Raw genomic sequence first — 12,733 nt, 5'->3', positions numbered from 1 at the left:
CCTGTCCTAAAGTTTTGTGTTTCAGTGGGCGACTTAAAAGCAAAGCCCCATGGCTTTTAGCTCTGACTCGCATTGCTGAGCATTTTCAAATTGAATGGCTTCCATGCCTACCGCTCGGGCTCCTTCGACGTTGTATGGCATATCATCAAGAAATACCGTTTCCTCAGCCTGAAGCTGATACGTTGAAAGTAGGGCTTGGTAGATCTCAGGTTGTGGCTTTATTAACTGCACTTCAGAAGAGATGATTGCACCATCAAACAGCGGCCAGAACTCATAGGTAGCACGAAGATGCTCGACAATTTCGTTGACGTTGTCTGTGAGCGCATAAACGCGATATCCTGCACTTTTTACTCTTTTTAGCAGTTCGACACTGCCGTAAAGTAATATTTGTGTATGTTTGACATAGTAAAAAAAGCGGTCCATTTCTTCCGCTGTCATCTGATGCTCACGTTGATAGCACAGTTTGGCTTCCGTTTCGGAAATGATTCCTTTGTTTAAGTCTTTCCAGATTTGTGATGAAAACAGCAACTGGGCCATTTTCTCCGCTTCTATTGAGTGACCAAATGTTAAGCGAACAATCTCTACCGGAGACCAGCGTACTAATACATTTCCCACATCAAAAATTACGTTTTTTATTTGTAAAGGTTCCATAACACACCCCAAGCCAATTGTTCATCACCGCGTTACATCCACAGTGAATGCTGTCGTTAAATCTTTGGAAGTTCGAGCTAAAGGCGCTGTTTAAACGTCTCGAACGTATATGAGATTAACATCCCTTAGGATACAACGCGATTATCGCAAAATTACACTAAACTATATGCAACTTCATTTATTTGGTTGTAAATCAAGTGTCGCTATCATAAAAGATTGAAATTAAAGACAAGCGTCGCGAAATATTTGCGCCATTTCGCGCTGATTATAAGCGTTAAGTAATATATAATTACTTAATAATAAAACGATAAGAATGAATGCAAATCACACTATTGGGACGTCAGGCGGAGTAGGCAAAATAGATAATATGGACTCGATACGTAAGGTTTATCAATATGCAGAACCCAACCTGACTCTCGTTGGTTGGATGGGGTTTCTTGGCTTTCCGCTGTACTACTTTGTTTGGGATTTTGTTTTCCCACAGGCTTATGAAAACTTGCCGCTCAGATTGTTTTGTTCACTATTGTTCTTTGGCATCATTTTTAGAAATCGCCTGTCGTCAACGTGGCGAAAATATATCCATATTTACTACCAAGTGACGATAACGATTTGCTTACCGTTTTTCTTTTTCTATATGTTACTGATGAATGACTGGTCCAATGTTTGGGTCATGTCTTTTATGTCCGCGATTTTCTTGCACATTCTATTGGTTCATGTCACAAGAGTTATGTTCGCTCAAACTTTTGCCGGAATAGGTTTAGCGACGTTCTTTGCTTGGGTGGCGAAAGGGTTTCATCTCGATTTAACAATGGACTGGACGCATGTGCCAATCTTTCTCTTTATTTATGTATTTGGCAATTTATTCTACTTTCGGAACCAAGTAGAGCACGAAGCGAAAGTGTCGTTGGCCAAGTCATTCGGGGCCGGAATTGCGCATGAAATGCGTAACCCTTTAAGTGGCCTTTGCACGTCAATCGATGTTATCCAATCAGTCTTACCCAGTAAAAAAGAAGCCGAGAAAGACCAATATCTGATGAGCGGAGAGGATGTCACCCTGCTGCGCGAAGTTAGTGAGGATGCGATGAACATCATCCAGTCGGGCAACGAGACGATAGATTTACTTTTGACATCGATAGACGAAAACCGTGTCTCGCGATCCAGTTTCCAAAAGCATTCTGCTCACTCAGTGGTTGAAAAAGCGATTGAAAGCTTTAGTTATAAGCGTGCGACGGATCGCTTTGCTATATCCCTAGATGCGAGAAGTGAGTTTGATTTTCTTGGTAGCGATACCTTACTCAAATACGTTATGTATAACCTTTTCAAGAACGCCTTCCATCATCGCACATCTGAAGATTTCCACATACATGTCTCCATGACGAGTACGGAGCACTCAAACCAAATCGTTGTAACCGATAATGGTGCAGGCATTGCTCCTGATGTCCTACGTAATATATTTCAGGACTTTTACACAACTGGTAAGTCAGGCAGCTATGGTTTGGGTTTGCCATTTTGTAAAAAAGTGATGCGTTCTTTTGGAGGTAACATTGAATGCCAGTCTCAGCTAGGTGAGTGGTCTCAGTTCACGTTAACTTTCCCGCCGATCACATCTGATATCGTGACTGAAATTAAAAACGATTTGACCAAACTCAAAACCATCCTAACGGTGACTAATCAAGATATTCTTGTGTCGAAAGTGACGGACATTAGCCGTTTTATGGGTTTTGAATCAACGATCTTAGATGTTAATCAAGTGCTCAAAAAGAAAGAGTATGAGTTCGAATTCGACCTGATTTTTATCGATCTTGAGAGCTTGGATGCAAGAGCAAACCAATTGGATAGATTAGAATCTCTTTTGTCTTTCACGGAAGCTCGTATCGTTTATCTTTTTGAGCATCACCCGACACAGAGAGCATGCAAAGCGGCATATGAGCCTATTTGGGTCGAGACTCAAGCCTGGTTATTGAATACTAAGCCAACCATTGACCGTCTCTTGTATGATTCAAGCTATGTATCGACACCAACGGCCTCAGTGGCTTTGGATACGTCAAATAAGCGGACAATTATGGTCGTGGATGATAACGAATCTTTGCGAAAATTTACCGCGATGTTACTCGAAAAGCAGGGCTTTGAAGTGATTCAGAAAGAAGACGGGCAGCAAGCACTGGATACATTAGAGCAAGAGAACGTTGACCTCATTCTTATGGATATCGAGATGCCCATCATGGATGGTGTAGAAGCTTCAAGGCGAATTCGAAGCTCGGATAAAAACTATGCGTCGGTACCTATTATTGCGCATACTGGGGATAGCTCACCTGTTACGCTGGACAAAATAGGCTCTTCTGGCATGTCTGACTTTATCGTGAAACCAGCGGATAAAAATCGCTTATTCGACAAAATCGCAAACTGGATTTAATCACTCGCAACTGTGTTATCTTGAGACGAGTTGATCATAACGCGAATACGGATAAAGAGCTCAGCAAAACTGCTGAGCTCTTTATTTTTACCTACACTCTAGCTTATACAAACTCTAGATCGGGATGAACAAACGCTTCTTGGCAGGCGGAAAGAACGTGATCGACTTCGGCGGCAGTCATGTCCGCATTGACAGAAAAACGAATGATGTTCTTGTTTCTTCCTGTTGCAGGGCGACAGAAAACTGCACCAAAGACATTCCTTTCTTCTAGAAAGTCGCGAACTCGCTCAGTGTTTCTTTCGTTGCCACATTCTAGCGCGATAATTTGCGACTCACTGCGAATAGTAAACCCAATACGTTTTAAACCAACGGCTAGAGACTTCGCTCTTTTAAACAAAATCTCCCGCTTGTCATCGGCTTTTTTTATGACGTCCAGTGTTTTTTCTAACCGAATAATTTCTTGCGGTAACACGGTGGAGCTGAAAATGGCAGGATACGCGACAAATGGAAGCGTCTTAGCCAGCTTTTCTGCACCTAAAATTGCGCCAGCACGATAAGCAAATGTCTTTGCAAGACTTACGGTTACAAAATCCACCATATGAGTCAAATCCAGCTCTTGCAGTAGCCCAGCGCCTTGCGGACCGTGCGTACCTAACGAGTGCGATTCATCCACAACTAAGCCGCAGTCAAACTCTTGTGCTATTTCGTAGATATCACGTAGAGGAGCAATGGTTCCGATAGTGCTGTAAACCGAATCCACAACAATAATCCCCGAACCATGGCGTGAAATCTGTTTTCGCAAGTGGTTGGTGTTGTTATGCATGAACGGATGAATTTGTGCTCCTGCGATACGTGCACCTTCCCATAAAGACATATGCGCAAAGAAGTCGATATACACAGGTATGTTCGGTGCACAAATAGTTTGTAATAAACCGACATTCGCAGCCCATCCCGATTGAGAAAGCAGACAGCTAGGCATGCCGACAAAACTGGCTAGTTGAGTTTCAAATGCAGGTTTCGACTCATCATCTTGCAAGAAAATTGCGGACATCACGACGTTGTCATCGTGTTGAGAAATCGCATCACGATGCGCGTTTTGAATCTCCTTGTTATGAGACAGTGCCAGGTAATCATTGCTTTGCATAACAACGGCATTACATGGTGGACGTTTACCAAGAACAAGGTGTTTCTTGTTCTCGTTCGGTTCAATTAGATCTTGAATATGAAAATCTAGGCGTTCCTCAATAAAGGAAGGAAGTGGTTTGCTTTGTATAGTTTCACTCATAATAAATCTCTTCTTCATATGGAAAAACGCCAGCGCTGACACTTATTCATATTGCGGATTTTGGGGAGAGTGTCACTAACCAGGTTGCATAAGTTTGCAGACCCTTGCAAACTCGACATTTGAGGGTTGGATGGTGGCTGTAACTCTATAGGGGCCCGGGGTCTAAACTAGTTTGTGCTTAAAGTTTATACGGCGATTTTGCGGTGTTTTTTTCGTGCTTCATATCTGGATTTTGTATGAGGAATATAAAGTTTGAAAAGTGAAAAAATGGGCGCATTAGATAACAAAAAGGCGCGAAAATCGCGCCTTAAAATATAATTGGGAAAAGATAATATCAGTTTATCGCTTATTACGTAGATAGCGCTTGCGGCGCTCTTCTTTACGCTTCGCTTTTTCTTCTTCTTTACGAGCGGTTTCAATCTCGACTTCAATCAGCTCTTGAGTGATCATTTCTGGGCGCTCTAGTGTAATTTGGCCTAGTGTGCCTTGGCGAAGTTCGTGCAACAAAATCTCTGATACTTTGTGCAAGTCCACACGTCCACCTGCGCGTAGTGCGCCACGGCGGCGACCAATTTCTTCCATGATCTCGATATCTGATTCAGGAAGCTCTTCGATTTGGTAACGCTCTTTAAGCTTGTCTGCATAGTGGGCTGCTAGGTACTCAATGGTGTAAAACGCAACCTCGTCGTATTCCATCGCAGTATCTTTTACAGCGCCTGTAGCAGCTAAACGGAAGCCACTGTGTGGGTTTTCCACTTTTGGCCACAGAATCCCTGGAGTATCGGATAAAACGATGCCATTTTGCAGGTTGATGCGCTGCTGACGACGTGTTACCGCGGGCTGGTTACCAGTCACCGCGATCGTTCGACCAGCTAGAGTATTGATGATTGTCGATTTCCCAACGTTTGGGATCCCCATGATCATGGTACGAATGTTTTTACCGATCTCTTCACGGTGTGGGGCAAGTTTACGGCAAAGCTCCATGATTCGATGCACTTCTTGCGGTTCTGACGTCGTGATCGCCATTGCTTTTACGTGTTGCTCTTGCTCCAAGTGCTCAATCCATAATTGAGTTAACTCAGGATCGGCCAAATCACGCTTATTCAAGACTTTAACGACCGGCTTGTCACCACGGATTTGAGAAATCAAAGGGTTTTCACTACTGAAAGGAATACGAGCATCCAGTACTTCGATGATCACATCCACTTGTGGGATTGCTTCTTCGATCTCTTTACGTGCTTTGTGCATGTGGCCAGGAAACCACTGGATTGAGTTATTAACCATTTGAATTTAATACCTTAATTTTCTTACTGCTCCAACGGGCGTACGAGTAGTAATTTGAGCTTCGAGCAGCATAGTTTTAGACAGAGTGTGTTAAAACCGTACTTACTTTTGTGGCTCTGTACCGCAAAGTTGAGAGTTTCTTTCGTGTTAACGTGCTAGTTTATCACGGAATGAAGGCGAAGCATTCAAGATGGAGACAAAAAGCCACGGTTTACAGACGAGCAAGCAAACATTTGTTGAGTATGCTCTCCAACGGACCTACAACAAGTATTCATTTTGGTGAGATATTAAGCGCAAATATTGCGTAGTCAAAGGCGGATTGTTTTGTCGGTTTTTTCTGACTTATTTTAAATTTTTATCATTATATCAGTAATTTATATTTCATTTCGCTATTAGCCGAAATTTGACTTTTAGCCGACACAAATTAATCTGACTGCCCAGTCCGAGTAAGGCTTTATGCTCAGTACGATAAGTCGTATTACAGCGTTGTCCGTTGCCACATTTTTGCCAGTAGTTTCTTTTTTAACTCATTGATAGTGACAGTTATTGAGAACAGACAAGCAGACTGAGTTTTACATTGAGGCTGAGTAATGCTGGTCGATTTTGATCAGCGAGTGGCAGGATTAATTTAACCAATCGAGCAGGAGATCGAAAATATAGACTACTGGATAGAGATAAATGAATACACAGCTTAATGTGATGGTGATTGATGGTCATCCTCTACAAACCAAGATACTTACCCAAATATTGGGTCATAGTGGCGCTTCAGTCAGTACATTCAATTGTGTGGACACTGCTAGTCAATGTGCACAAGAGCAATATTTTGATGTGATCTTTTGCGATCTCCAGATGCCGGGAAAAGGCGGTATCGACATCTTGGAAGTATTCGACCAAATTCAGTATCACGGGCAAGTCGTGCTAGTCAGTTTGTTGGAGCAGAGCATCATCTCGGCAGTACGAGAAATGTGCGAAGGGTTTAGTTTTGAGATATTAGGAGAACTGCCTAAGCCGTACGACGAAATGCAAGTGGTTAAACTCCTCAACCAAATAAAAGATGAAAGAACGCGAAAAACAGCGTTTGCTCAACCTCTCGTACTGCAAGACCAAGAGTTTTTATTTGCTTTGGGTGAAGGGCGAGTGAAGAATTATTACCAACCTTTGGTAGACGCACACAGCGGTGAGCTTTTAGGTTATGAAGCGTTAGCGCGTTGGGTGCATCCGATTTATGGCGTGTTGTTACCAAACCACTTTCTTCCGATCGTAAAACGATGCCATTTGTCTTCTGAACTTTTTCAATCAGTGCTGATTAATACAATCTATGACATCAACAATAGGGGATTAACCCAAAAGGTCTCGATTAATGTCGACCACGAAAACTTGAACGACCCTGACTTCTCGCATCGTTTTATTCAACAATGCTCGGAAAGTGGTGTCGACCCGTCACAAATCACCATTGAGATTACAGAGCGGGAAGCTTTCCAAGCTAGCACGTCTATCTACAAAAACCTCATCAAACTCAGAATGAAAGGTGTCACAGTATCAATTGATGATTTTGGTACGGGCTCATCTACATTTGAAAAGTTGGCAAAGTTACCTTTTAACGAGATCAAACTTGACCGCGTTTTTGTCTACGGAGCGAGTGAAGACCTGAAAAAGAAAAGCATTGTCATCGCTATTTGTGCTTTAGCGAAAAGCCTCAATATTCGTATTGTCGCAGAAGGTGTCGAAGACGAAGTAACCTATAAAACCATGCGCGAATGTGGAATAGACATCTGCCAAGGCTTTTACATTGATAAGCCCATGCCGTTAGAGGTAATCACTATTTTGAAGTAAAAATATGAAAAAATTGAACTGTTTGATCTTTGATGATCAAATGTTTATCTGTGTGGCTATCAGTGATAAAACCGTGAGTACCAAGAAACGTCGATTTCTAGACAAGTTTAATGTGAATGATGTTATTGAACTTGCAAAAGTAGTGGGAACATAAAGTGTTATGAATGTAAGAAGTTTTGTTTCTTCTTTTGCGGTTGCGATGTTGTTATTTATTGTATCGGTGACCATGATTGGTGCTGTACTCATCTCTTATGAGGAGAAGCAATTTAATACGTACGCTAACAATTTAGCAAAAACAAAGCAGAAGGTCATTCTGCTAGGCTTGTTGACCGAAGCTCAATTGGCGCAGTATGAAAACTTCAGTATCGAACAAATAGAAGTACTGACTGACTTCAGTTTTCAAGATGCAATTTATGCTTTAAAGCCGTATAAAAACCTAGATTATGTGGAAACTGTTGCTCGTAAAGCACTACACCAAGCAGAAGCTCATTTGTCCAATGTCTACGATAGAGAAGACGCCATATTGTACTTTCGTTCTTACACTAGTGACAAACTCATCTTAGAACGACCAATCCCAGCTCTAGAGGGATCTAAAGAGACGTTTGATATAGAATGGTGCAGAGTGAATTACGCTTGTATTCTTGCCGCGTGGAAAGAGCAGCTCTCCGACCGAGTTCTTATCTCTAAGCCCTTCAAAACCACGTATTCAGATGAGATGGCATTAAGTATCATGAGTCCCGTCTACTATAGAGGGAAGCTTGTCGGCGAATTTTCGGAACAACTGTATTTATCATCGCTTTATAATGAAGGCAAAGCCGTTGACGTAGAGGTTAGTAACGGAAATAAGCAGATAATTATTTACTTTCCGAGCTACCCCTTAGCTCATTTTGCTTACACTCAATCCTATGTTGCCGACAATAATAATCTTGTTATTTACCAATATCCGTTTAGTAAAATAGTGGTGGACTACAGCTTTATTCTTGTCATCTATTCTGTCGTAGCGTTCGCCTATTATCGAAAAGCCAATGAATCTAAACAGAGCAAAATTCAATTAGAAAATGCTCTGAGTGATGTAACGCAAGATGACTTGACCGGATTATTAAATCGGCGAGTATTTAAAGAAGAGCGGTTTAAACATCGAATGGAGGTTGAACCATACTCTATCATTGCGATTGACGGAAATCGTATCAAGAAGATTAATGATCGTTACGGACACCATGTTGGCGATGAAGTCATTGTTATTATTGCAGACTCAATGAGAAAGGTTTTTCGGAACAGTGACTACTTAGTCAGGACTGGTGGTGATGAGTTTATTGTAATTTTGCCCGGATGCAGCATGAGCAAAGCTTCCATGTTAGCGAAAAAGCTCCGTGGCGTTGTTAAACACAATCGTTTAAATACATTAGATATAGAGATCAGCGTTAGTACTGGTGTTGCTGTGCGCGAAGAGGATGAAACGCTGCAAGAGGTGATCGTGAGAGCAGATGAAGAGTTATATGAAATGAAAAAACAGCGTGTTTGAGGACAACAATACATAACCATGACATAACTGTTTGATAAATTTGACCAAGCAGTACCCTTGGTCTTTTATATTAGTCGAGCAATGCATAATGCTCCTTTGATTGCTGATTAGCATAAGACCCAACTGGTACTGTATCGTGAACAAAGACCTTGATCTAAACCTATTAAAAATACTGGTTCTGTTAGAAAAGCATCGTCAGCTTAAACCCGTAGCGAAAGCCTTGGGCAAGAGTGAGGCGTCGATCAGTAAATATCTTGCTCGCTTACGCATCCAACTTGGTGATGAACTATTCATTCGTCACCCACATCATTTAGAACCCACCAACTTTCTGATGCGTCAGCTACCCAAAATTGCAGATGCATTAGATAACTTAGAAACATGCTTAGTTCGATCAGAATTCAAACCAGAAAAATACAGTAAGGATATAACGGTCTGTTTACCCCAAACGGCTCAGTACTCATTTGGACACTTGTTGGCGATGGATTTAATGACGCTGTTTCCTAAAGCTCATATTACTGTCGCAACCATCACGGAATATACGGTGGACGAAATCCTTTTAGGCAAAGTGGATGCCCAGCTTCATTACTTCAATGATGAATTGCCAAAATCTATCCATCAGAAATTTATTGGCTACGCGCCTGCTGTGGTTGTTGTTCCGGAAGAGCTTGGGATCACCACTCTTGGAGAGGCTGCCAAACTGCCATTTATTATGCTTGAAATTATCGGTTGGAAAGAGAAAGAGCAGCTTGCAAAACGAGCAATGGAGAATCACGGTATGGTGATCAATCGAATTGCAGCGCTAGATAACGTGAGCAGTGTGCTAAAGCTGCTCAAACAAAAAAAGGCGGCGACGGTTTTTCTGGAGTATCAGGCGCCAATCGAAGGATACCGTTTTATTCGTATTCCTGAATCTTATTACCCCAACGGCTGGCCAAAGGTTGTACTTCAGATGAAGCAAAGCCATCGTCACGACGCAATGCACCAGATATTAACCGATGCCATTGCAAAATATATGAAGAACTAACGATCGCATTGAATGTTTTCAGCGCTTGGGATCGTATGCAGTAATTCAATTAATGAATCTGCATGGTATTTTTTCAAAATACGAGTTTTGTAAGTGCTGATGGTTTTAGCGCTGAGCGATAGTTGTTCTGAAATACGTTTATTTGAATAGCCCTGAGCTAAGTAGTGGAACACCATGGCTTCGCGATTGGATAGCGTGACATCACCATTAGAAGGAGCGTGAGTAGACTTAAACATAGAGTACCCACGTGAGACACTCACAATCGCGTCAGTAATCGCTTCTTTTGTCTCGTTTTTATTCAAGAAACCATGAGCTCCCATCTCGTAAGCCGCTTTAGAAAGGCTGGAATAGTCGCGTGAAGAAATGAAAAGTAATTTACCTTGATAGCCCGTTGCTAAAATATTCTTCGCCAAACGCATACCATCTCGATCACCAAGGACAACGTCTAGAATAATAAAATCAATTTTTGTATTTCTCACTAAGTCCATTACTTCTGCGCTGTCTTTCGACTGAATGACTTCGGCTGTGATGATTACGCTCTCAACAAGAGAAGTCAGTGCTTCGCTGTAAAGTGGTTGGTCATCAATGATAAGAACATTATTCAAATGGAGCCTCACTACTATCCGAACTGTCATACCGCCCAACGCAATATGATTGTATTAAGAGGGATTGTAGGAAAAACCTTTCTGATGGAAAGGAAAATGACATTTTCTATAATTGAAATTCACTGAGCACAATTGAATAAGATACTGTCGAATACGCCAATACACGAGGGATTTCATATGTGTGGGTATAGTGATAGGCCAACGAAAAACATCAATATTAACCCTAAACTTTTCATCGAAATGGCCGTTAAAAGTGGGAAGGTAACGTCGCACTAAGTTAACTCATGTTATCCTGTTCAAAAATGAGACATTTTTTCACAGTTTGATATGGAAATGTGCGTTGGCCGTCCTTTTGGTGGTTTACAAACTTTGTTGTAACGACTAAAAAGGATGCTTGGATTTTTAGCCTGAGAATGGCTTCTCATGGCGTTTGCATCAAACTTTTTCTGATGCGTATTTTGGTTGGATAATTGGCTTTATGAGTAACGTAACCAGCACCATTTTGACAGAAAGTGGTACCAATGAGCTTGAAATCATCGAGTTTCATTTAGAAAAAACATTGCCGGATGGCAGCACAAAAACTTGTTATTACGGCATCAACGTTGCGAAAGTACGAGAAGTGATTCGCGTACCAGAGACAACCGATTATCCAAACGCACAACCTCACATGATCGGGGTGTTTTCGTCCAGAGATGTATTGACGCCTTTAGTAGATTTAGCTGGTTGGTTAGGTGTACCAACACGCCAGGACCTAGAGCGTAAGTTTGTTATCGTTACTGATTTCAACAAAATGACCAATGGCTTTCTGATTGATAGTATTTCACGTATTCATCGTATCTCTTGGAATGATGTGGAATCACCAAGTCAGTTTTTGGAAGCGGGCGAACAAGATTGTGTAGTGGCCGTTGTTCGCAAAGAAGGCAACCTGATCATGATTCTCGACTTTGAAAAAATCATCGCGGATATTAACCCAGAGCTGAGTATGGAAAAATACGATGTGAAAGGGGATAAGTCGGTAGATCTAAACCAGAGAATGGTGGGTAAGCGTAATGCTAAAACGATCATGGTGGTGGATGACTCAGCATTTATTCGCTCTTTGATTCAAGATACATTAGCTTCTTCAGGTTACAATGTGATCACTTGTAAAGACGGTGGTGAGGCTCATGAGAAATTAATGAGCTTAATCGAGGTCGCGAAAGAAGAAAACTTGCCAGTTAAAGAGCTGTTAGATGCGGTGGTTACAGACGTAGAAATGCCTCGAATGGATGGTATGCACTTAGTGAAGAGACTACGCGATACTGAAGCGTTTCATGAAATGCCGATCATTATGTTCTCATCATTGATGAGTGAGGATAACCGAGCGAAAGCACTGTCTCTTGGCGCAAATGATACGATTACCAAGCCAGAGATTGGCCGTATGGTGAATATGATGGATAAATACGTATTTAACTTTGCGTAAACAAACCCGATAAGATTAAAAATAAGGCTGCCGATGGGCAGCCTTATCTTATTGTGGGCATGGAAGAATTTTTAAGGTGTAACTTTCGTTTGGAGCCTGCGGTGGTCCATATAAAATCCCGCATTGTGTCAGGCTTGCTCTTTTTTCGTCTACTGCTGCAATGACCATTTCTCGTGTTGTTGAACCCGCTGGGTGATGAAATGTTTTCCAATCTGAGCCTTCTTCGTTCAGCCCTTGCACAAGCAATTTCATCGACTCGCTATCAGAATCAGGATACCCATATAAGAAAACACAGCGTTTTGAACCACCAATATTACAACCGTCAAATGGTAAATCGGCCATTAAAGCACTGTCTACGAAGTTTGAAACGTAAGATTTGCTCTCCAACCCTGTAATCGCCATTTTCCCATAACCGACACCGAGCGCTGATGCAATCGCGCCCTTCATGCCTTCTAAACGCGCTTCACGCGCATCACTTTGAAGGTTTAAAAAGCGTGGTGCGGCAGTGACAGCAAGAATGCCAAGCACGACAATAACTACGACTAACTCTATTAGAGTAAATCCAGTTTGTTTTCTCATATTATTTTCACAGCAAGTTAAAGGTAGAAAAAGTAACACTGACCGTACACTTGTTGTTGTGTAAATAAGTACGGTAAT

At 41.8% G+C, this 12,733-nt stretch carries 11 protein-coding genes; 6 read left to right on the top strand and 5 right to left on the bottom strand.

Features of this window, described 5'->3' with window-relative positions; all coding sequences use genetic code 11:
- Positions 1-33 precede the first annotated feature (33 nt).
- On the bottom strand, positions 34-651 hold the full coding sequence (locus VEA_RS16485) for an HAD family hydrolase (RefSeq protein ID WP_006742322.1): 618 nt from the start codon (positions 649-651) through the stop codon (positions 34-36).
- A 367-nt stretch (positions 652-1,018) separates the two neighbouring features.
- Here VEA_RS16485 and VEA_RS16480 point away from each other — a divergent pair, with 367 nt between their 5' ends.
- The gene (locus VEA_RS16480) at positions 1,019-3,064 is read left to right on the top strand and encodes a response regulator (protein ID WP_006742321.1); all 2,046 of its coding nucleotides are present in this window, start codon (positions 1,019-1,021) and stop codon (positions 3,062-3,064) included.
- A 103-nt stretch (positions 3,065-3,167) separates the two neighbouring features.
- On the opposite strand, the gene cqsA is transcribed toward VEA_RS16480, so the two are convergent.
- On the bottom strand, positions 3,168-4,349 hold the full coding sequence (gene cqsA, locus VEA_RS16475; protein WP_006742320.1) for an alpha-hydroxyketone-type quorum-sensing autoinducer synthase: 1,182 nt from the start codon (positions 4,347-4,349) through the stop codon (positions 3,168-3,170).
- A 339-nt stretch (positions 4,350-4,688) separates the two neighbouring features.
- Entirely contained in the window at positions 4,689-5,633 is a 945-nt protein-coding gene (ylqF, locus tag VEA_RS16470) for a ribosome biogenesis GTPase YlqF (RefSeq protein ID WP_005376521.1), read from the bottom strand.
- Positions 5,634-6,311: 678 nt separating this feature from the next.
- On the opposite strand from ylqF, the gene VEA_RS16465 reads away from it, so the two are divergent.
- The 4 genes from VEA_RS16465 (at position 6,312) to VEA_RS16450 (ending at position 10,012) form a co-directional block, all read left to right on the top strand.
- On the top strand, positions 6,312-7,466 hold the full coding sequence (locus tag VEA_RS16465) for an EAL domain-containing response regulator (protein WP_006742319.1): 1,155 nt from the start codon (positions 6,312-6,314) through the stop codon (positions 7,464-7,466).
- 4 nt (positions 7,467-7,470) lie between these two features.
- On the top strand, positions 7,471-7,620 hold the full coding sequence (locus VEA_RS24480) for a hypothetical protein (protein ID WP_006742318.1): 150 nt from the start codon (positions 7,471-7,473) through the stop codon (positions 7,618-7,620).
- A 6-nt stretch (positions 7,621-7,626) separates the two neighbouring features.
- The gene (locus tag VEA_RS16455) at positions 7,627-8,988 is read left to right on the top strand and encodes a GGDEF domain-containing protein (RefSeq protein ID WP_006742317.1); all 1,362 of its coding nucleotides are present in this window, start codon (positions 7,627-7,629) and stop codon (positions 8,986-8,988) included.
- Positions 8,989-9,124: 136 nt separating this feature from the next.
- The gene (locus tag VEA_RS16450) at positions 9,125-10,012 is read left to right on the top strand and encodes a LysR family transcriptional regulator (protein ID WP_006742316.1); all 888 of its coding nucleotides are present in this window, start codon (positions 9,125-9,127) and stop codon (positions 10,010-10,012) included.
- Here the strand turns inward: VEA_RS16450 and VEA_RS16445 are convergent.
- Entirely contained in the window at positions 10,009-10,617 is a 609-nt protein-coding gene (locus VEA_RS16445) for a response regulator transcription factor (RefSeq protein ID WP_006742315.1), read from the bottom strand. The two genes, VEA_RS16450 and VEA_RS16445, sit on opposite strands and share 4 nt — an antisense overlap.
- Before the next feature lie 478 nt (positions 10,618-11,095).
- Between VEA_RS16445 and VEA_RS16440 the strand changes: the two genes are divergently transcribed.
- Positions 11,096-12,076 (top strand): chemotaxis protein, encoded by a 981-nt coding sequence (locus tag VEA_RS16440; RefSeq protein WP_025998672.1) that lies wholly within the window; start codon positions 11,096-11,098, stop codon positions 12,074-12,076.
- Positions 12,077-12,124: 48 nt separating this feature from the next.
- Here VEA_RS16440 and VEA_RS16435 read toward each other — a convergent pair whose 3' ends face one another.
- Complete coding sequence (locus tag VEA_RS16435; protein ID WP_006742312.1) at positions 12,125-12,655, bottom strand: prepilin-type N-terminal cleavage/methylation domain-containing protein; 531 nt, start codon at positions 12,653-12,655, stop codon at positions 12,125-12,127.
- Between the last annotated feature and the right edge of the window lie 78 nt (positions 12,656-12,733).

Origin of the sequence: Vibrio antiquarius, from assembly GCF_000024825.1 — a bacterium.
Taxonomy (GTDB): Bacteria; Pseudomonadota; Gammaproteobacteria; order Enterobacterales; family Vibrionaceae; genus Vibrio; species Vibrio diabolicus.
This window is presented reverse-complemented; position numbering and strand designations above follow the sequence as displayed.